The organism is Aquibacillus kalidii, assembly GCF_014280935.1.
Classification (GTDB): Bacteria; Bacillota; Bacilli; order Bacillales; family Amphibacillaceae; genus Aquibacillus_D; species Aquibacillus_D kalidii.
In genome coordinates this window covers 1-21,106 of the sequence record NZ_JACLZI010000024.1, presented here as the reverse complement: position 1 = coordinate 21,106, position 21,106 = coordinate 1, and the positions used below count along the sequence as shown (strand labels likewise).

The following is a 21,106-nucleotide window of genomic DNA, read 5'->3' as shown; positions in this document are numbered from 1 at the left end:
GAGCTATCCATTTAGCACTTGGTCGCTAATCTTTTCAATATCTTCACGGTACTTATCGTGTGTCGCTCTTATTAAGTAATTAAACAGTTCCCCAATATGTTGGTCCATCGCTTTGATTCCTTCACCAGTAACTCCACCTTTAACACATACTTTTTCAATGAGTTCAGGAAGAGTATAATGCCCATCCTCTAAAAGTTTTCCGAACCCAATAAACATTTTTTCTGTAAGTTTAGTCGCTTGTTCTTTGCTAATAAGTGTTTCCTCTGTTGCAGACTGGATGAATCGTTCAGCTAAATAACCGAAAAATGCTGGTCCGCAAGAAACGATATCAGAAGCCATTCTAGTCACGTTCTCATCAATTTGTTCTGGAGTTGAATATATCTTACTACTTTGTAAAAGATACCCCTTCATTTGATCTGTTATTCTGTTTCCAAAACTAGCCAAGGTAATCCCAGACATTGCACGATTTGTTATACTCGGAATCATTCGAGCAACTTGACACGGAACCATTGATTCCAAACGTTCTACTGAATAAGGGCTTGTTATGGATACAATACATTGTTCTTTTGAGAGATAATTATATATGTTAAGTAATAGAGGGTGAATTTCTAGTGGCTTAACACAAATGTAAATAATATCTACGGTTTTAACTAAATCCTTGATATCCTCACATACATTTATACTTGGATATTGTTCCTTAATAGCCATTGCTTTGCTGATCGTTCGGTTTGTAATATAAAGCTGCTCTGGTTCTATAGTTCTTGAAGATAACCACGATTCAATTAATATTTGACCCATGTTTCCAGTACCTATTACTCCCCATTTCATGGTGCTCCCCTCCTAATTAATGCTTCACATCAAGTCTATGAACTAAATTTTCATATTATGAGAAAAAGAGGTGAACTAATTGTTTTGGATTAAAAATAATTGGTTAATTCTATTGGTTATTCTGGCTGTAACTCTTTTTATTCTCCTTGATAACGATAAATCAGAAGTGAATAACCCTGTATCTGAACAAGCAATTGAGGTAGTAAATACAGATGAAACGGAAACACAGTTAAAAGAAGGCAACAATCTACAGTCCCCTATTTTTGTTGATGTAAAAGGGGAAGTGAAAAAGCCTGGTGTCTACCAACTTACGGGTAATTCGAGAGTGGATGATGTCATTCATCTTGCTGGTGGATTTACAGATTTAGCAGATCCGCAATCAGTCAATTTAGCGCAAAAGGTAATGGACGAAATGGTAATAAATGTACTAAAAAAAGGTGAGAATCCCACAGCGATTGTAAGTGATGGTACAACAACAGGTGCAAATCAAAAAGTCAGGATAAACAATGCGTCAATAGAGGAAATCCAAGCATTGAAAGGAATTGGTGAAACGAAAGCTTCTGCAATTGTTCAATATAAAGAGGAACATGGCAACTTCACTAAATTGGAAGACCTTTTAAATGTAGATGGAATTGGTGAAAAGACATTAGAAAATATCAAAGATTATATCCAAGTCCCGTAATATGTTGACGAAGATTGACGAATGAATGTAAACTTAGTAAAAATGAAAGAAAAGAAAGGTAGAGTACAATGCAGAGGATTTCTTGGGATCAATATTTCATGTCGCAAAGTCACTTGCTCGCACTTAGAAGTACCTGTCAACGATTAATGGTTGGTGCGACCATTGTAAGAGATAAGCGAATCATAGCAGGAGGATATAATGGAAGTGTGTCAGGTGGTATCCATTGTATTGATGATGGATGCTATGTAATAGATGGGCATTGTGTCCGAACTGTTCATGCAGAAATTAATGCGCTTTTACAGTGTGCGAAATTTGGTGTGGCTACAGAGAACGCTGAAATCTACGTCACCCATTTTCCATGCTTACATTGCTGTAAATCGATTATACAAAGTGGGATTAAAGCGGTGTATTATGCTAAAGATTACAAAAATCACCCATATGCAATCGAGTTATTTAGAGACGCTGGTGTTTCTGTAGAAAAGGTTGAATTAGAAAAAGATACAATTGACTTACAGCCAAATAATTAATGGTTATGTAAAGGGGGTATTAAGCGTCAGTGAAAGGAAACAATCATTTGTTTGTCTTATCCGCAATCACTTCTGCCTTATCAGCCTCTTTTCATAACACGATTTTTTCCTGGTGTTGGATTGGGTGGTTGGTCTATTTAGTATTTGCGAAAGGATTGCAAAAACGTGTTTTCGTCAGTCTTATGATTGCAATCGTATTCCTAAATGTTTGGAACAAAGGATTGTTAGTTGATCCTAGTTTAAAATTTAATTCCTCTTCCATAAGCAACACTGTTGTCGGAAAGATAATTTCCCCGGTTTCTATTTCTTCAAAAGCCATTCAATTTACCCTTAAACCAGATCAGGTAAACGACAAGACATTAGTTGTTGTCTATTCAGATCAAATACAGAGTGAAAATCAATATAGTCAATTAAAAGCAGGAGCTAACTGTACCATAAATGGATTACCACAACCATTAGACAGGAAAACTAATCCCGGTCAATTTGATTATGGGGGATATCTAGAAAAACAGGGGATCACGAGCGAACTGATTGTGAAAGATCCACAGAATGTTTATTGTACAGGCGCATCGACAATTAACCAGTTATATTTGGCAAGGACTACCGTTATACAGAAAGCACAAGAGGAGTTAAGTCCTTCAACAGCAAGCTGGATTTCTGCGTTAATCTTAGGTGATGATCAGTTCTTAAGTGACGACACAATCGAACTATTTCAGAAGTGGGGTCTATCTCATCTCCTGGCTATTTCAGGTTTACATGTTGGTTTAATTGTTTCCTCTATTTATTTCTCACTTATAAAGTTACAACTGCTTACCCGAGAAAAAGCGCAATGGTTTGTTATTATTTGTTTGCCTTTTTACGCTATTTTAGCAGGGGGTGCACCATCTGTTTGGCGTGCTTCTCTTCTAACCTTTTTGGCCCTCATCATAACAAAAGTCAAAATTAAGTTGACTACTACCGACATGCTAGGAGTAGTTTTCTTACTTCTTATATTGATCAAACCGGAAAATATGTATCACTTGGGCTTTCAATTTTCTTTTTTAATCACATATTGTCTGTTATTATCTAAGTCGTTTATTCAAAATCAATCACGTTTTTTTTCTATACTAACAATTAGCTTTTTGAGCTTACTTACGTTGTTACCTCTTCAATTATATAACTTTTATTATTTCAACCCCTTATCCATTCTAATAAATCTATTATATGTTCCTTATTTTTCCTTTATTGTAATGCCACTTTTACTTGTTATAACCCTATCTTTAATTTTTCCTTTTCCATTCTCTTTTGTAGACCAAATGTTCCAAAACATCCATCATTTTGCAATGATTCCATTGGAAAATATCGATAAAACCCTATTTTATCCATGGATTACTGGTAAGTTTCCGCTTCTAATGTTCATCCCTTATTTTGTGGTATTTATCCTATTTATGAATCAGTTGTCTCGCTCTAATAAAAGTAAGGCTTTTTATTCCGGTTGTTTGTTAGTAGTTATTCTGCTAGCAGCTACTTTAAAACCTTACATAAGTAGTAGTGGATATGTAACAACTCTTGATGTTGGCCAAGGGGATGCTATAGTTGTAGAACTACCGCACAGAAAAGGAGTAATTTTAATCGATGTAGCAGGTACCTTGCAAGCAAATTTTAAATCTCCTTCTGATAAAGTGTATCGACAGGTAATTAAACCATATTTACTTTCAAGGGGGATTTCCTCCATTGATGCAGTATTTCTTAGCCATGAGGACCACGACCATATAGGGAGTCTGCCGTATCTTTTGGGAGATTTTAAGGTGGGGAAGCTGATCACTTCTGAATATTTTACATTTTCACAAGAGGCTAAAAAGATATTGGAACAAAAGAGGATTGAGCACATTACACTATCAACGGGGGAAGAGTTTGTCCAAGGAAACCAACATTTTTATGTTCTAAGCCCTATTAACAATAATGGATCTACTAATGAAAACTCCTTAGTATTATTTTCAAAAATCGGAGGTTTAACATGGTTATTTACCGGGGATATAAATACAGACATTGAATCAGAATTGGTAACAAAATACCCGAACCTTACTATTGATGTATTAAAGGTTGCCCATCATGGTAGTAATTCATCTTCCGCAAATTCCTTTATAGAAACTGTCTCTCCTAAGTATGCTTTAATTTCTGTAGGAGATAATAATAGGTATGGTCATCCACATTTAGAAGTTATAAACAGTTTAGAGCAAGAAGGGGTTTCGATTTTACGTACAGATCAGGTTGGTGCAATTCAATATCAGTTTCGCAGTAATCAATTAGGAACATTTACAACACAACTTCCATAGTATACAGATGAAGAAGCATTTATTCAATGAAAAAAGAGACTGTTAAAACAGTCTCTTTCATACGTAATAATCAATACTTAAGATCCAATTACGTCAATGATAACTCCGACGAAGAAAATAATCATAAAGAATAGAAAAGAGAAAATGAACCCTTTACCGGAATCAAATATATCATGACTTTTGGATTGCACATCTTTTTCAAATTCATTCATATGTACCCCTCCTAATCCAATCTTTAGTATAGTGCAAAATAATAAAAAAATCCACCTAGACAGATAAAAAATCAAAATTGTGGGAGTTACCTTAGTTAGCAAGACTTTACACCCATATTATTTTAAATTTTGGTCAATCTATAAAGGAAAGAGAAAATATCGCTTTATGAAGGAGTTTCCTGGGGCTCACTTTTAAAGCGTTGATATAGATTGCAGGGGGGAGTAGTTGCCGCTACTTCCCTCTTTTATTTTGCTTACACCATACATATCTGGATCAGTTTATAAACATACAATAAAACAATAAAAAGAAAATTGCAACTTGATGTTGCGAATTATTTACTTTCCGATTAGGATTAACACATAAATGGTTTTTCTGTCGGAGGGAAATAAACGTGTCATATTTTGAAGTAATGAAAAAGATTAAAAAAAAGCAATTCTCTCCTATATACTTATTTTATGGTACTGAATCATATTTAGTAGAGGATCTTAAACAACAAATTCTTTCTAAAGGTTTAACGGAAGAAGAAAGAGACACAAATGTCTCTATTTACGATCTGGAGGACGTTTCCATACAGGAAGTGGTTGCTGATGCTGAGACTTATCCCTTTTTTGGAGAACGTAAAATAATTATAGTGAATAATCCAATGTTTTTAAAGGCCAAACCAGATAAGACTTCTGTTGAACACGATGTGGAGGTATTACAATCATACCTTCTTCATCCAGCTGAATACTCCATCATAGTATTTATTGCAGCATATGAAAAAATAGATGAAAGAAAGAAAATAACTAAGTTATTGAAAAAGCAAAGCGAAGTGGTCGCTTGTGAACCAATTAAAGAGTGGGATTTGGGTAAGTGGATCGATGATATAGTTCGTTCATTAAAAGTGGTTATGGACGATCCAGTAAAAGAAAAATTAGTACAAGAAATTGGTACTAATCTTCTAATGCTTAAGTCAGAAATTGAGAAAATGGCCATATATGTGGGAGAAGATCAGCACATTACCATTGAAACTGCAGAACAATTGCTTTCCCATAATACAAACACTTCTGGATTGAAATTAGTTGATGCTGTTATTAATAAAGATTTATCATCAGCAATCCAAATTTATAAAGACTTAGAAAAAATGAATGAAGACCCGATTGCTTTAGTAGCGTTGTTATCTTCACAATTTCGAACGATCTATCACGTGAAAATTTTAAAGCAAAAAGGATATGGGCAACAACAAATGGCTCAGCAATTAAGAGTACATCCCTATGTAGTGAAAATGTCAGCATCGAGGGAAAAAAACTTTTCGGTAAATGAATTGAAAGAAATTTTTCACATCTTTACGGATACTGATGCAAGTATAAAACGAGGTAGAATTGAAAAGTCATTGGCTTTTGAATTACTGTTATATCAATTAATTAATCGAAAGGCTACTGCAATCCAGAGATAAGCATTTATGCTTATCTCTTTTTTTTAATAGACATTCTATCCATATCTCCTCTGAATAGTACTTTTTTTAACATCGAAAAGAAAAATCCTCTCCAGTCTATCTAATCACTACGTTTATCACATCAAAATGAACCAGCTGTTTAATATGCCCCTAGTATATAGTGTGATTTTCGTTGTCTTATGTTTAATGTCCGAGGAATTATCACTCTTTTAACAGTCCATGTGCAAAAAGCCCCTTAAAACGGGTGAGATCTAGCTTTTTAAAAATAAAAAACGACCCTTACAAGAGGATCGTTAGTGTTGGTCATATTTAAAACGAATTAAGCGCTAAGCTCGTTAACAGCTTTAGTTAGGCGAGATTTTTGACGATTACCTTTATTTTTATGGATAATGCCTTTTTGAACTGCTTTGTCAATTTTAGTAACAGCCTTTTGAAGAGCAGCTTTAGCGTTTTCCACATCTTTTCCTTCAACTAAGCTTTCTACGCGTTTAATTTGAGAGCGCATGTCAGTTCTAATTGATAGATTTTGTGCACGGTGATCGTTGTTAATACGAACACGTTTGATTGCAGATTTAATGTTAGCCATTTTTTCACCTCCATGTAACAACTCGATCAACTTAACTTTTTGGATCAAAAGTCATTGTACCAAAGCAGGACAAAGTTTTCAATAGGAATATTTTTTATTGTGTATAATTGTATGTTTTCCTCCCTTTATGTCAACCCTAATGGAAAAATGGTGTAAATAATCCTAACCATTTACTGAAGGAGGAATTACGGTGGCACAAGAAGATAAGAAGTTATTTGAAGTTCGCACAGATCTAGCTGTGGAAGCAAGAGATATGTATGTCGAAAAGGAAAATCAAGAGGAACAGGAAATAAAAGGGGTAACCATTAAAGAAAAAAATGAGGGTAATATAAACATATCATATGTTCAAATAGATGAAACGGGTGCTAAATCATTAGATAAAAAAGCTGGTAACTATATAACCATCCATTCAGAGGGAGTTAAAAAACAAGATACGAAGCTACAGGAGCAAACTGCAAAGGTTTTAGCTAAAGAATTAGTGGAGATGTTAAAGCAAAGTAACCTTCCAGATGATGCGAAATGTCTTGTTGTTGGGTTAGGAAATTGGAACGTGACACCTGATGCGCTAGGACCTATGACGGCTGAAAAAATTCTGGTGACTAGTCATCTATTTAAGTTACAACCTCAATATGTCGAAGAAGGATATCGTCCAGTTTCAGCAATGACACCAGGTGTTATGGGGCTAACCGGGATTGAAACAAGTGACATTATTTTTGGAATCGTAGAAAAAACGAAACCAGACTTTGTTATTGCAGTAGATGCTCTAGCTTCTAGGTCTATTGAAAGAGTTAACGCTACAATACAGCTTTCTGATTCTGGAATTCATCCTGGCTCGGGTGTTGGAAATAAGCGGAAAGAATTAAGTAAGGACACACTAGGTATTCCGGTCATCGCTTTGGGAGTTCCGACTGTTGTCGATGCCGTTACCATAACAAGTGACACAATTGACTTTCTACTAAAACATTTTGGTAGAGAGTGGAACGAACGAGATAAGCCATCAAAAGCATTGACCCCTGCTGGGATGAATTTCGGGAATAGGAAACTGACAGACGAAGATATGCCAAGTGAAGAGAACAGAAAAGCTGTACTAGGAATGGTGGGGCAATTAAACGATGATGAGAAACGTACGCTGATCAAAGAAGTTTTAACCCCGCTTGGTCATAACTTAATGGTAACGCCTAAAGAAGTTGATGGATTTATGACGGACATGGCTCATGTTATAGCAGAAGGATTAAATGCTGCCCTCCATGAGAATGTTAATATAGACAACTTTGGAGCATATACACGTTAAATCTATTAGGACTATAAATAGTTACTAGAAAAATAAATAAGTCGTTCTACTTTCTGAATCTCTATCATAGAGTCTATTAAAGGTGATAGAAGGTTTAGAAAGGGTGGGACGATGTATAAACAAAAGTTAAACGAAGCGAAAAAGTTTTTAAATAGATGGAAACCATGGAAGAAATTTAGTGTACTGGTCATAGGTGTTTCAATACTGTTTATTTTTATAGGGATTTTAACAACCATACAACCAGCATATCGAGTATCCTCATCGACTATTAATAATTGGACTAGTCAAATCAAGGGGTCATCTTTTCTGTATTTATTAAAAATGGAAAACCATTCATTTGGAAAAGCGTTTCCTCAAGACGAATCCCCTATTGTTATATCTGATTTAGTTTTTGAAATGGCGACGAGTGTAAAGCCAAATGATGCTAGAAGTCTTTTAGGACGAGAGTTACCTGGCTTCGAGGCATATGATAGTACAATCATTGTGGCAAGTGAAGGTAGCGACTATACGAACTTACCGATTGAATCTTCTGCTCCGTTAGATGTAGTTCTAGAGGACAGAGAGGCAAAAGAACCGGAAGAGGAAGAAACAAACGTTCCAAGTAAGGAGCCTGAAGAAGGTCAACCTACTACCAATGGAAAAGATGTTGTCTTCGTTTATAACACCCATAATAGGGAATCCTTCTTGCCATATTTACCGGAAGGAACAGATATAAATCACGTTTACCATTCAGAGGTTAACATTACAAAAGTAAGTGATCGACTTGCAAAAAGCTTAGAGGCAAATGGAATTGGTTCTAGCGTTGACCAAACAGATATTGGGAATGTTTTAAGCAAAAACGGTTGGGAGTATTGGCAATCCTATGATGCTTCGAGACCTGTAGTTAAGGAAGCATTAGCACAAAACAAAGATATTCAATATGTTTTTGACATTCATAGAGATAGTCAGAGGAAAGATGTCACAACAAAAGAATTTGACGGAAAAAAATATGCTCGTATCGCTTTCGTAGTAGGAGAAGATTATCAGAATGAAAAGAATCTTAGCTTTGCAACGGAATTACATAATTTAATTAATGAAAAATATCCTGGGCTAAGTAGAACTGTTTCGACCCAAGGTGGTGCAGGTTATAACGGCGTATATAACCAAGATCTATCTCAAAATTCAATAATTCTTGAATTTGGCGGTGTAGACAACACTATGGAAGAACTATACAGAACGGCTGATGCTGTGGCAGAGGTTTTTAGTGAGTATTATTGGAATGCTGAGAAGGTTCAAGGAAATTAATCGAGGTGACTAAAATGGGGAAAATGATTATGACGGCATTGACAATGTTGGTTTTGTTTCTAGGTGGTGTACTATTTGGTATCGAACAAGCAAATGAAGGGGTCCTCCAAACTCGGGGATATTCCTCAGATCTGGAGGAGGCTGTCAAGTCTGAGGTGACAGAAGGAGGTAGTTATGAAGTAGAAGTAATGGGAAAGAAATTTGAACAGGTAGATATGGATAAAAAGGAACAGCAATATGAAGAAATAGAATCTAATCACCTTATGCAAAAAGTGGCAACTAATTTAGAGAGTGGGGTAAAATGGTTCTATAACCAAGTGATTCACTCAGCCTATCAATTATCCCAAGCCTTCTTCTAATCCAAAATGTAACCCAAAATGATCCTGGTGATAGGAATTATCCCAGGGTTCTATACTTTTTATTGAATATAGCAGTGTCGACTGCTATAATTTACCCTAGTATGCCCTCTCGAAAATAGGAGTGATCACCATTGACAAAAGAAAGAAATCAGAGTAGAGTACGTAACTTTTCAATAATTGCCCATATTGACCATGGAAAGTCAACCTTGGCGGATAGAATTTTAGAGAAAACAAAAGCACTAACATCACGAGAAATGAAAGAACAATTCCTTGATGCCATGGACCTTGAAAGAGAACGTGGGATAACTATTAAACTAAACGCTGTTCAGTTAAAATATCAACAGGAAAACGGTGATGAATTTTTATTTCACTTGATTGATACCCCTGGGCATGTCGATTTTACATATGAAGTTTCTAGAAGTTTAGCAGCTTGTGAAGGAGCAATTCTAGTGGTAGATGCTGCCCAAGGGATTGAAGCCCAAACGCTTGCAAACGTTTATTTAGCTCTGGATAACGATTTGGAGATTATCCCAGTTATAAACAAGATTGACTTGCCTAGTGCTGACCCCGAAAGAGTAAAGCAAGAGATAACAGATGTAATTGGGATTGATGGAGATGAAGCGATATTAGCAAGTGCTAAGGCCGGGATCGGAATTGATGAGATATTAGAACGGATTGTCGAGAAAATTCCTGCCCCTGTTGGTGATCAAGATGCCCCACTGAAAGCACTAATTTTTGATTCATTGTACGATTCCTATCGAGGTGTAGTTGCCTATGTTTGTATTAAAGAGGGATCTGTAAAAGTTGGCGACAAGATTAAAATGATGGCAACTGGTAAAGAATTCGAAGTTAATGAAGTTGGTGTTTTCAATCCAAAGCCGGTTCCACAAAATGAACTTTCAGTTGGGGATGTTGGGTATCTAACTGCTTCCATTAAAAACGTTGGAGATACGCGTGTTGGGGATACAATCACATTGGTTAATAACCAGGCAGAACAAGCATTACCTGGGTATAGAAGATTAAACCCAATGGTGTTCTGTGGATTGTATCCAGTCGATGCTAATCGATATAATGATTTACGTGAAGCGTTGGAGCGCCTAGAATTAAATGACTCCTCCTTACAGTTTGAAGCAGAAACATCCCAAGCATTAGGTTTTGGTTTCCGTTGTGGTTTCTTGGGATTACTTCACATGGAAATAATCCAGGAAAGAATTGAACGCGAATTTAACATTGACTTAATTACAACAGCACCAAGCGTTATTTATCAAGTTTTAAAAACAGATGGAGAAGAACTATCCATTGATAACCCATCCTTTATGCCTGATAATCAAAAAATTGAAGAAGTTAGGGAACCTTATGTGAAGGCTACTGTTATGGTGCCGAACGATTACGTGGGACCTGTTATGGAATTATGTCAAAAGAAACGTGGAGACTTCATTGACATGCAGTACTTGGACGATAATCGTGTCAATGTTGTTTATGAAATTCCTTTATCTGAGATTGTTTATGACTTCTTTGATCAATTAAAGTCGAACACAAAAGGATATGCTTCTTTTGATTATGAAATGATTGGTTATAAGTCATCTAATTTAGTGAAGATGGAAATTCTTTTAAATGGGGATACCATCGATGCGCTTTCCTTTATTGTGCATCGAGACTTCTCTTTTGAGCGTGGAAAGTCTATTGTTGAAAAATTAAAATCATTAATTCCTAGACAGCAGTTTGAGGTTCCAATTCAAGCAGCTATAGGGAATAAAATTGTTGCTAGGTCCACTATTAAGGCAATGCGGAAAAACGTGTTGTCAAAATGTTATGGTGGGGATATTTCACGGAAAAGAAAATTGCTTGAGAAACAAAAAGAAGGTAAAAAGCGGATGAAAATGGTAGGATCTGTAGAGGTCCCTCAAGAGGCATTTATGGCTGTCTTGCGTATGGATGATGAAAGCTAATCAATCCGTAATTGTATAGTATAATAGTAATCTGACCCTTGTCGTTTCTTTTGACAAGGGTTTCTCACTTCCCGTTGGGTGTGAACGTTAATTAGTCGAGGAGTTGTAAAGATGGTTTCTGCAGTATATATTCACATCCCATTTTGTGAAAAAATATGTCACTACTGTGATTTCACAAAGTTTTTCTATGAAGAAAAAATGGCGGATGACTACTTAGAAGCGTTAGAAAAAGAAATGGCAAGTTATATTTCGGCACCAAAACACAAAGTAAATACGATATTTGTTGGGGGTGGTACACCAACAGCCCTTAACTATAAGCAGTTAGAAAGATTAGTAAAAGCGATAGCTAGACATTTTGATGTAGAGCACTGTGAGGAATATTCCTTTGAAGCGAATCCGGGCGATCTTGACGCTGAAAAAATTAAGATATTAAAACAATACGGTGTGAATCGTATATCCATGGGGGTACAAGTATTTGATGATGAGATGCTTGAGAAACTAGGAAGACTCCATCGCATTAAGGATGTTTACCAAAACATTGATTCATTAACACAGCAAGGAATTACAAATATCAGTATTGATTTAATATATAGCCTTCCAAACCAAACGTTGGAACATTTTAAGCATACGCTAGATGAGGCGTTATCCTTTGATTTACCACATTATTCCGCTTATTCGTTACAAATAGAACCTAAAACAGTATTTTATCAACGTCATAAGAAAGGGAAGCTTAGAAAGCCCAAGGAAGAAGTGGAAGCATCCATGTTCGAGTTATTAAGAGATGAAATGAATGCTCATGGTAAAAAACAATATGAAATAAGTAATTTTGCTAAACCCGGTTTTGAAAGTAAGCATAATTTAACCTATTGGAATAACCAACATTACTTTGGATTTGGGGCAGGGGCACATGGATACTTGCCTGGGCAAAGAATAATAAACTTAAGGCCGTTTCCAGCTTATGTAAAAAAAGCAAATGAAGATGGTAGACCTGTTCTGCATATTGAGGAGATAAACAAGAAAGAGCAAGTAGAAGAAGAAATGTTTTTAGGTTTAAGGAAAATACAAGGAGTTTCTAAACAGTTATTTCATGATAAGTATGGAGTGACGTTAAATGACATATATAAAGACGCTATTTTTCACCTTGTTCAAAAAGGTTGGCTTCTGGAAACGGAAGACTCTATTTCCTTAACAGAATCTGGAGCGTTATTCGGTAATGAAGTTTTTCAAGAATTTCTTTTGGAAGAAGATTCTTTGAAGCTTTCGCATTGACAATTTAGGCACCTTTTGATAATTTATTATTAGATTTAGCACTCGGAAGTGAAGAGTGCTAACAGAGGTGATCATCGATGTTATCAAATAGACAATTATTAGTATTACAAGTTATTATTGATGAATTCATCCAGACGGCACAGCCAATAGGTTCCCGTGCTATTTCCAAGAAAGAGGATATCTCATTCAGTTCTGCGACGATTCGTAATGAAATGGCAGATTTGGAAGAAATGGGATATATTGAAAAAACACATTCATCCTCTGGGAGAGTGCCATCTGAAAAAGGGTATCGTTTTTATGTCGATCACTTAATATCACCATTTCGACTGTCGAGTGACGAAATGAATTCTATCACGCATACTTTTGAAAAAGGAATGCTAGAATTCGAACAAATAGTGCAAAGTTCTGCGAGGGTACTTTCGGATCTGACGAATTATACGTCAATCATTTTAGGACCTGAGGTTTTTGAAACGAAACTGAAACAAATCCAGATCATTAGCTTATCTTCAACAACCGCAGTTGCCATACTTGTAACAAACACTGGTCACGTTGAGCATAGGTCTTTTACTATCCCTGCTACTATTCAACCAAGTGATCTAGATAAATTAGTAAATATCTTAAATGATCGACTAGTAGGAGTGCCGATTATCCAACTTCATGAGAAACTATATACGGAAATCGCTGAGTTAGTAAACAGTTATACACAGGATTTCGAAACTGCTTATAAATATGTTAAGGCAGCATTATTTGATGAACAGCATGTTAAGCTATATGTTGGTGGTAAGACAAATATTTTAATGCAACCTGAATTTAAAGATGTTGAGAAAATCCGTTCGTTGTTTACTATCATGGAAAAAGAAGATGAAATAGCTAACCTACTTCGTTCAAGCACTGGTGGGATTAATGTTTCCATTGGGCAAGAAAACAAGATGGATGCTATGCAAGACTGTAGTTTGATTACTGCAACTTACTCCCTTGGTGATAAACAAATGGGAACAATAGCTTTGCTTGGCCCTACAAGAATGGAATATTCACGAGTTATTTCATTGTTAAATGTTCTATCATCAAGATTAACGAAGACATTTCATTCTTGGTATTAATTTCCTTCAAATAGGGAATAGTTGGTTATGTAAGCTTTTAAATTGTTGGGAAATACTAGCCGTATTAGAGCTTATGCTACTTGCGGCTATATACATGCAAACGAAATGATTTGATTATCTAATCATTCGTGATATATTCTATAAGGATTTTTCTGTAGTTTTAGGAGGTGACGATCGTCGTGGAAGAAAAAGAACAAGAAACAGTAGAAACAGGGGAACAAGAAACAGTAGAAACAGGGGAACAAGAAAAAGAAGAGTTAGTAGAGGAAGCTGAACAAGAGCTAGTTGAAGATCCAGATCTTGAAAATGCTGAGAGTACAGATGAGGATTCAGAACTAGAGGCGTTAAAGCAAGAAAAAGATGAAATCTATCAGCGATTGTTAAGGTTGCAGGCTGAGTATGATAATTTCCGCAAGCGAACACAAAAAGAAAAAGAAGCTGATAGAAAGTATAGATCTCAAAGTCTTGTAACAGAGTTGCTTCCGGCTGTGGATAATTTTGAAAGAGCCCTGCAAGTGGAAATTAAAGATGAAGCAGCTAAAAGTGTTGTAGATGGATTGCAAATGGTTTACCGTCAACTAGCTGATGCATTGAAAAATGAAGGGGTAGAAGAGATTAAAACAGAAGGAGAAATATTTGATCCTAACCTTCACCAAGCAGTCATGCAAGTGGAAGATGAAAACTATCAATCCAATCAAATTGTAGAAGAATTACAAAAAGGCTATCGCTTAAAGGATAGAGTAATTCGTCCAAGCATGGTAAAAGTAAATCAATAAATTACATATGTCGTAAAGGAGGAAATAAGTCATGGGAAAAATAATCGGTATTGACTTAGGTACAACAAATTCATGTGTGGCTGTAATGGAAGGCGGAGAGTCGAAAGTTATCCCTAATCCAGAGGGTAACCGTACAACTCCTTCTGTCGTAGCGTTTAAAAATGGGGAACGTCAAGTAGGGGAGGTTGCAAAGCGTCAAGCAATCACTAATCCTAATACTATCATTTCTATTAAACGTCACATGGGAACAGACTATAAAGTAGAGATTGAAGGAAAAGAATACACTCCTCAAGAGTTATCTGCAGCAATTTTACAATATATTAAATCCTATGCAGAAGACTATCTTGGTGAAACAGTGGATAAAGCAGTTATCACTGTTCCAGCATACTTTAACGATGCAGAGCGCCAAGCAACAAAAGATGCTGGTAAAATTGCAGGGCTTGAAGTAGAACGTATTATTAACGAACCAACAGCTGCAGCACTTGCATACGGTATTGATAAAGGTGATCAAGATCAGACTGTATTAGTGTATGACCTTGGTGGAGGTACATTTGACGTGTCCATCCTTGATATCGGAGAAGGTACGTTTGAAGTAGTAGCAACTGCAGGGGACAACCGTCTAGGTGGAGATGACTTTGACCAAGTTGTCATTGATCACATGGTTGCAGAGTTTAAAAAAGAAAACGGAATTGATCTTTCTAAAGATAAAATGGCTTTACAACGTTTAAAAGATGCTGCTGAAAAAGCGAAAAAGGATCTTTCTGGTGTAACACAAACACAGATTTCTTTGCCGTTTATCACTGCGGGTGAAGCTGGACCGTTACACTTGGAAATGAATCTAAGTCGTGCAAAATTTGATGAGTTATCTTCGAATCTAGTAGAGCGTACAATGGGACCAACACGTCAAGCTTTAAAAGATGCTGGTATGTCTGCAAGTGATATTGACAAAGTTCTTTTAGTTGGTGGTTCTACTCGTATTCCGGCTGTACAAGAAGCTATTAAAAAAGAAGTTGGTCAAGACCCATCAAAAGGTGTAAATCCTGATGAAGTAGTTGCACTTGGTGCTGCTATCCAAGGTGGAGTTCTACAAGGTGATGTAAAAGATGTTGTTCTTTTAGATGTTACACCACTTTCACTTGGTATTGAGACTATGGGTGGCGTTACAACAAAATTAATAGAACGTAACACCACTATTCCAACTAGCCATTCTCAAGTCTTCTCAACAGCAGCTGATAGCCAAACAGCTGTAGATATCCATGTGTTACAAGGGGAACGTGAAATGGCTGCTGATAACAAAACGTTGGGTCGTTTCCAACTAACTGATATCCCACCAGCTCCACGTGGTGTACCACAAATAGAAGTGTCATTTGATATTGATGCGAATGGTATTGTAAATGTACGTGCTAAGGACTTAGGAACAAATAAAGAACAGTCTATTACAATTAAATCATCTTCTGGTCTATCTGATGATGAAGTAGAACAAATGGTAAGAGACGCTGAAGAAAATGCCGAGGCAGATAAAAAACGTCGTGAAGAAATTGATCTACGCAACGAAGCAGATCAAATGATTTTCAGCACTGACAAAACATTAAAAGATCTTGGTGATAAAGTTTCTGATGATGAAAAGCAAAAAGCCGAGTCTGCTAAGGATGAATTACAAAAAGCCTTAGAAGGTAACGATTTAGATGATATTAAAGCTAAGAAAGAAGCTCTTGAAGAGCAAGTACAAGCTTTATCTGTTAAATTGTATGAGCAAGCTCAAGCAGACGCACAAGCTCAAGCAGGTGCTGAAGGCTCAACAAAACAAGATGATGATGTTGTAGACGCAGATTACGAAGAAGTCGATGATGAAAAGAAAGAATAATTAGCCAAAAAGTGAATGAGAAGATAGATTAAGTAAAAGTCAAAGTCAGGATCCACATGGCTTTGACTTTTACCTCTTTAAAAAGGTCTTTAATTTCGAGCTAGCCTTAGAAATAGATGTAGGTAAGGATAGATAGGATAATATTTGCCCTGAAATTAGATTAAATGTTATGATAAACTCTATGCTATAGAGAGTCGGGAGAGTGATCGTCAAGTGAGTAAACGAGACTATTATGAAATATTAGGTGTCTCAAAAGATGCATCTAAGGATGAATTAAAAAAAGCATACCGCAAGCTTGCTAGAAAATATCATCCTGATGTGAACAAGGAATCGGATGCCGCAGATAAATTTAAGGAAGCAAAAGAAGCGTATGAAGTACTAGGTAATGAGCAGAAGCGTGCTCAGTATGATCAGTTCGGTCATGCTGGTCCACAAAGCCAAGGCTTCGGTGGAGGATTTGGTGGTGCTGAGGACTTTGGTGGCTTTGGTGATATTTTTGATATGTTCTTTGGTGGTGGTGGACGTCGTCGTGATCCAAATGCACCGAGACAAGGGGCAGATCTTCAGTACACCATGACACTAGGATTTGAGGAAGCAATCTTTGGTAAAGAGACCGATGTTGAAATTCCAAAAGAAGAAGAATGTGATACATGTGATGGTTCAGGTGCAAAACCAGGTACAAAATCTAAAACGTGTTCGCATTGTAACGGTTCTGGGCAATTAAATATGGAGCAAAATACGCCATTCGGACGTGTGGTGAATAAAAGAGTTTGTCATTATTGTCAAGGTACTGGAAAAATCATTCCGGATAAGTGTAATACTTGTGGTGGAAGTGGGACAGTTAAAAAGCGTAAAAAAATTCACATCAGTATTCCAGCTGGTATTGATGAAGGTCAACAAATTCGTGTGTCTGGTCAAGGTGAGCCAGGTGCAAACGGAGGACCTGCTGGCGACTTATATGTTGTTATTCAAGTCCGTTCTCATGAATTTTATGAGCGTGAAGGGGATCATATCTTCTGTGAAATGCCTATCACTTTTGCGCAAGCTGCACTTGGCGATGAGATTGAGATACCAACAGTCCATGGAAAAGTAAAGCTCAAAGTGCCAGCTGGTACCCAAAATGGGAAGACCTTCCGTCTAAAAGGGAAAGGTGCTCCAAATGTACGTGGTCATGGTCATGGCGATCAGCACGTGAAAATTAGAGTCGTTACGCCAACTAATCTAAGCGATCGTCAAAAGGATTTACTTAGAGAGTTTAATGAAATTAGCGGTAATCAAGCAACTGATGAACATGAGGATTCTTTTTTTCAACGTGTAAAACGTGCGTTTAAGGGAGAATAATTTTTAATAAGGTGTACTGAAATTTAAGGAAATGAGTTGATCTTATTGAAGTGGTCTGAATTAAGCATCCAAACCACCAATGAAGCTATCGAGCCTATCTCTAATATATTGCATGAAGCTGGAGCAAGTGGTGTTGTAATAGAAGATCCTAATGATCTTATAAAAGAACGCGACACTTTTCTTGGTGAAATTTATGAATTAAATCCTGATGATTATCCGGAAGAGGGAGTTCTTTTAAAAGCATATTTACCAGTTAATAGTTTTTTGGGTGAGACTGTTGAAGAGATTAAACAAGCGATTAATGGCTTACTGTTATATGATATCGATTTAGGAAGTAATCAGATAACTGTCAGTGAGGTTAATGAAGAAGAATGGGCTACTGCTTGGAAAAAATACTATAAACCTGTCAAAATCTCTGAAAGAGTAACCATTACTCCCACTTGGGAAGAATATACTCCAGTTTCAAGTGATGAAATTATTATTGAACTTGATCCTGGAATGGCATTTGGTACTGGTACCCATCCAACAACGGTATTAAGTATACAAGCTTTGGAAAGACAGCTAAAATCAGGGGATCAGGTCATTGATGTTGGTTGTGGTTCAGGTGTGTTAAGTATTGCTTCTGTCCTACTAGGCGCTGACCGTGTCCAAGCCTTTGATCTTGATGAAATAGCTGTTAGAACGACAAAGTTAAATGCTAAGTTAAATAAAGTTGAGCAACAAATTGAGTCTAAGCAGAACAACTTGCTTGATAACGTTGATAAACAAGTAGATGTCATAGTTGCTAATATATTAGCAGAGATTATTTTGCGCTTTGAAAAGGACGCATTTGATAGATTGAAGCCAGGTGGTACTTTTATTACATCAGGAATTATTCAAGCCAAGAAACAATTGGTAAAGGATGCGCTAATTTCGGCGGGCTTCGTAGATTTAGAGGTCAACCAAATGGAAGATTGGATTTCAATTATTGCAAAGAAACCGGTAGGAAAGTAGGTGGCTAGCATTGCAACGTTATTTCGTAGCTACTACTGATTGGATTTCTCCTGATAAAGCAAGGATTACAGGTGATGATGTTCACCACATTTCCCGGGTTATGCGAATGACAGAAGGAGATCAAGTGATCTGCGTAAATTCAGGTGGGCAAGCAGCCACATGTGAAATTACGCATATAGATTCTGATGAAGTAAAAGTTTCTGTCCTAGAATGGAAGCAGGAAGAAGTTGAACTTCCTGTTGAGGTTACCATTGCTCAGGGGTTACCAAAAGGTGACAAGTTGGAACTTATTTTACAAAAAGGAACAGAACTTGGTGCTAGGAAGTTTATCCCCTACCAAGCAAGTAGATCCATCGTTAAATGGGATCAAAAAAAGGCGACTAAAAAATTAGATAGATATCATAAGATTATCAAAGAGGCTAGTGAGCAAGCTCATAGAAGTGTCATTCCTAGCGTGGAAACAGTAGTTAGTTTCCAGAATTTGATAGAGAAAAGTAAATCATATGATGTTAAACTTATGGCATATGAAGAAGAGGCACGCAGTGATCAACCAAATAAACTTAGTCAAGTTTTTAATACGTTGGAACGAGACCAGACTATTTTCACTTGTATTGGACCAGAGGGGGGCTTTACCCCTGAAGAGGTTGAGGCGTTAAAAGTAGCTGGTTTTGTTTCTGTTCGATTAGGGCCTAGAATCCTACGAACTGAAACAGCTGCCATGTATTTTCTATCAAGTTTATCTTATCATTTTGAAGAATTGGGGTGTTGAAATGCCTACAGTGGCTTTTCATACATTAGGTTGTAAAGTTAATCAGTATGAGACAGAAGGGATTTGGCAAAAGTTCAAAGCAGAAGGCTATGAGCGTGTTGACTTTGATCACCATTCTGATGTTTATGTTATTAATACCTGCACTGTTACGAATACTGGAGATAAGAAGTCTAGACAAATTATTCGACGTGCAGTAAGGAAAAACCCTGAAGGTGTGGTATGTGTAACAGGGTGTTATGCACAGACTTCACCAGGTGAGATTATGGAGATTCCAGGAGTCGACATAGTTGTTGGAACGCAAGACCGTGGCAAAATGATCAGCTATATTGAGGAACATAAAGAACATCGTCAACCTATTAATGGTGTTTCTAACATAATGAAAAACCGTGTGTTTGAGGAAATGGACGTCCCAGCATTTACGGACAGAACAAGAGCAAATCTAAAAATACAAGAAGGTTGTAACAATTTCTGTACGTTCTGTATCATTCCGTGGTCCAGAGGTTTACTTCGTTCCAGAGATCCTCAAAACGTGCTAGAACAAGCTCAGCAGTTAGTAGATTCAGGCTATAAAGAGCTAGTGTTAACTGGTATTCATACTGCAGGGTATGGAGAAGATATGAAAGATTACAACTTTGCTAAACTATTAAGGGAATTAGAAACAAAAGTTGTAGGTTTAAAACGAATTCGTATTTCCTCTATTGAGGCTAGTCAAATTACAGATGAAGTAATCGATGTATTAGATAAATCCGAAAAGATTGTTCGTCATTTGCATATTCCATTGCAATCAGGATCAGATACAGTCTTGGAAAGAATGCGTAGAAAATATTCTTCTTCTTTTTACAAAGAAAAGGTTGATAAGATTAAAAAAGCTTTACCAGGCTTAGCAATAACTTCAGATGTTATTGTAGGCTTCCCAGGTGAAACGGAAGAGGAATTTAACGAGACGGTCGACTTCATTAAAGAAATAGGTTATTCAGAATTACACGTCTTCCCATACTCTAAGCGTACTGGTACACCTGCAGCAAGAATGGATAATCAGGTTGAGGACGAAGTGAAGAATGATCGTGTACAAAAGTTAATAGAGTTATCCAATCAACAAGCAAAAGAATATGCTTCTCTTTACGAAGGTGACATCCTAGAAGTGATTCCAGAGGAAAATTTCGACGGTGATGGAAATCTTCTTATTGGTTATTCAGATAACTATCTAAAAGTTAAATTTGAAGGTTCTTCTGATTTGATTGGTAAGATCGTAAGAGTAAAATTAACTAAAGCTGGCTACCCATACAATGAAGGGACATTTGTCCGTGTAATGGATGAGCCAATGATTAATCAAAAAATAGAAATGACATCATAAACCCAGGATTCCTGGGTTTTTTTGTTAATAAAATTTTATTAAGACGCAATTTCTATAAAATAACCAGTAAGTGGAGACGTTGATTTCCGCTCCGGGCAGTTGCTTTCCGTGGGCAACGCCTCAGCCTCCTCGGAAGAAAACCGCTTCCTGTGGGGTCTTCACCTGTTGCTT

At 36.7% G+C, this 21,106-nt stretch carries 18 protein-coding genes and 1 pseudogene; 16 read left to right on the top strand and 3 right to left on the bottom strand.

Annotated features, from left to right (window positions below; translation table 11 throughout):
• Window positions 1-3: 3 nt before the first annotated feature.
• Entirely contained in the window at window positions 4-828 is an 825-nt protein-coding gene (gene comER, locus H7K77_RS04185; RefSeq protein WP_186576468.1) for a late competence protein ComER, read from the bottom strand.
• Window positions 829-907: 79 nt separating this feature from the next.
• Here comER and H7K77_RS04180 point away from each other — a divergent pair, with 79 nt between their 5' ends.
• From H7K77_RS04180 to H7K77_RS04170, 3 genes and pseudogenes are all read left to right on the top strand, one after another.
• Window positions 908-1,510, top strand: a complete 603-nt coding sequence (locus H7K77_RS04180; RefSeq protein WP_186576467.1) for a helix-hairpin-helix domain-containing protein — start codon at window positions 908-910, stop codon at window positions 1,508-1,510.
• A 68-nt stretch (window positions 1,511-1,578) separates the two neighbouring features.
• Window positions 1,579-2,025 (top strand): annotated as a pseudogene (locus H7K77_RS04175) (ComE operon protein 2); the annotation flags it as partial.
• 41 nt (window positions 2,026-2,066) lie between these two features.
• A complete protein-coding gene (locus tag H7K77_RS04170) occupies window positions 2,067-4,352 on the top strand; it encodes a DNA internalization-related competence protein ComEC/Rec2 (protein ID WP_186576465.1) in 2,286 nt (761 codons plus the stop codon).
• 77 nt (window positions 4,353-4,429) lie between these two features.
• On the opposite strand, the gene H7K77_RS04165 is transcribed toward H7K77_RS04170, so the two are convergent.
• Complete coding sequence (locus H7K77_RS04165; RefSeq protein WP_186576464.1) at window positions 4,430-4,564, bottom strand: YqzM family protein; 135 nt, start codon at window positions 4,562-4,564, stop codon at window positions 4,430-4,432.
• A 410-nt stretch (window positions 4,565-4,974) separates the two neighbouring features.
• Between H7K77_RS04165 and holA the strand changes: the two genes are divergently transcribed.
• Window positions 4,975-6,000, top strand: a complete 1,026-nt coding sequence (gene holA / locus H7K77_RS04160) for a DNA polymerase III subunit delta (protein ID WP_222599205.1) — start codon at window positions 4,975-4,977, stop codon at window positions 5,998-6,000.
• Between the two features lie 319 nt (window positions 6,001-6,319).
• Here holA and rpsT read toward each other — a convergent pair whose 3' ends face one another.
• On the bottom strand, window positions 6,320-6,586 hold the full coding sequence (gene rpsT / locus H7K77_RS04155; RefSeq protein WP_186576462.1) for a 30S ribosomal protein S20: 267 nt from the start codon (window positions 6,584-6,586) through the stop codon (window positions 6,320-6,322).
• Between the two features lie 190 nt (window positions 6,587-6,776).
• Between rpsT and gpr the strand changes: the two genes are divergently transcribed.
• From gpr to mtaB, 12 genes are all read left to right on the top strand, one after another.
• A complete protein-coding gene (gpr, locus tag H7K77_RS04150; RefSeq protein WP_186576461.1) occupies window positions 6,777-7,877 on the top strand; it encodes a GPR endopeptidase in 1,101 nt (366 codons plus the stop codon).
• A gap of 111 nt (window positions 7,878-7,988) precedes the next feature.
• Complete coding sequence (gene spoIIP / locus H7K77_RS04145; protein WP_186576460.1) at window positions 7,989-9,161, top strand: stage II sporulation protein P; 1,173 nt, start codon at window positions 7,989-7,991, stop codon at window positions 9,159-9,161.
• A gap of 14 nt (window positions 9,162-9,175) precedes the next feature.
• Window positions 9,176-9,520, top strand: a complete 345-nt coding sequence (locus H7K77_RS04140; RefSeq protein ID WP_186576459.1) for a DUF3679 domain-containing protein — start codon at window positions 9,176-9,178, stop codon at window positions 9,518-9,520.
• 131 nt (window positions 9,521-9,651) lie between these two features.
• Entirely contained in the window at window positions 9,652-11,469 is a 1,818-nt protein-coding gene (gene lepA, locus H7K77_RS04135) for a translation elongation factor 4 (RefSeq protein ID WP_186576458.1), read from the top strand.
• A gap of 111 nt (window positions 11,470-11,580) precedes the next feature.
• Entirely contained in the window at window positions 11,581-12,738 is a 1,158-nt protein-coding gene (gene hemW / locus H7K77_RS04130; protein WP_186576457.1) for a radical SAM family heme chaperone HemW, read from the top strand.
• 77 nt (window positions 12,739-12,815) lie between these two features.
• The gene (gene hrcA / locus H7K77_RS04125) at window positions 12,816-13,838 is read left to right on the top strand and encodes a heat-inducible transcriptional repressor HrcA (protein WP_186576456.1); all 1,023 of its coding nucleotides are present in this window, start codon (window positions 12,816-12,818) and stop codon (window positions 13,836-13,838) included.
• 179 nt (window positions 13,839-14,017) lie between these two features.
• Entirely contained in the window at window positions 14,018-14,614 is a 597-nt protein-coding gene (grpE, locus tag H7K77_RS04120) for a nucleotide exchange factor GrpE (RefSeq protein ID WP_186576455.1), read from the top strand.
• Between the two features lie 31 nt (window positions 14,615-14,645).
• Window positions 14,646-16,478 carry a molecular chaperone DnaK gene (gene dnaK, locus H7K77_RS04115; protein ID WP_186576454.1) on the top strand — a complete coding sequence of 611 codons (1,833 nt, stop codon included), beginning with the start codon at window positions 14,646-14,648 and terminating at the stop codon, window positions 16,476-16,478.
• Between the two features lie 213 nt (window positions 16,479-16,691).
• Window positions 16,692-17,819, top strand: coding sequence for a molecular chaperone DnaJ (gene dnaJ, locus H7K77_RS04110; RefSeq protein ID WP_186576453.1), 1,128 nt, complete (start codon window positions 16,692-16,694; stop codon window positions 17,817-17,819).
• A 45-nt stretch (window positions 17,820-17,864) separates the two neighbouring features.
• Window positions 17,865-18,812: a 50S ribosomal protein L11 methyltransferase gene (gene prmA, locus H7K77_RS04105; RefSeq protein ID WP_186576452.1), complete on the top strand. Its 948-nt coding sequence runs from the start codon at window positions 17,865-17,867 to the stop codon at window positions 18,810-18,812.
• 10 nt (window positions 18,813-18,822) lie between these two features.
• Window positions 18,823-19,581 (top strand): 16S rRNA (uracil(1498)-N(3))-methyltransferase, encoded by a 759-nt coding sequence (locus H7K77_RS04100; protein WP_186576451.1) that lies wholly within the window; start codon window positions 18,823-18,825, stop codon window positions 19,579-19,581.
• A gap of 1 nt (window position 19,582) precedes the next feature.
• Complete coding sequence (gene mtaB / locus H7K77_RS04095) at window positions 19,583-20,935, top strand: tRNA (N(6)-L-threonylcarbamoyladenosine(37)-C(2))-methylthiotransferase MtaB (RefSeq protein ID WP_186576450.1); 1,353 nt, start codon at window positions 19,583-19,585, stop codon at window positions 20,933-20,935.
• Window positions 20,936-21,106 lie beyond the last annotated feature (171 nt).

Bases quoted from the DNA above. Each gene is read 5' to 3' on its own strand.
- comER (WP_186576468.1), bottom strand. From the start codon at position 828: ATGAAATGGGGAGTAATAGGTACTGGAAACATGGGTCAAATATTAATT.
- H7K77_RS04165 (WP_186576464.1), bottom strand. From the start codon at position 4,564: ATGAATGAATTTGAAAAAGATGTGCAATCCAAAAGTCATGATATATTT.
- holA (WP_222599205.1), top strand. From the start codon at position 4,975: ATGAAAAAGATTAAAAAAAAGCAATTCTCTCCTATATACTTATTTTAT.
- rpsT (WP_186576462.1), bottom strand. From the start codon at position 6,586: ATGGCTAACATTAAATCTGCAATCAAACGTGTTCGTATTAACAACGAT.
- spoIIP (WP_186576460.1), top strand. From the start codon at position 7,989: ATGTATAAACAAAAGTTAAACGAAGCGAAAAAGTTTTTAAATAGATGG.
- H7K77_RS04140 (WP_186576459.1), top strand. From the start codon at position 9,176: ATGGGGAAAATGATTATGACGGCATTGACAATGTTGGTTTTGTTTCTA.
- hemW (WP_186576457.1), top strand. From the start codon at position 11,581: ATGGTTTCTGCAGTATATATTCACATCCCATTTTGTGAAAAAATATGT.
- hrcA (WP_186576456.1), top strand. From the start codon at position 12,816: ATGTTATCAAATAGACAATTATTAGTATTACAAGTTATTATTGATGAA.
- dnaK (WP_186576454.1), top strand. From the start codon at position 14,646: ATGGGAAAAATAATCGGTATTGACTTAGGTACAACAAATTCATGTGTG.
- mtaB (WP_186576450.1), top strand. From the start codon at position 19,583: ATGCCTACAGTGGCTTTTCATACATTAGGTTGTAAAGTTAATCAGTAT.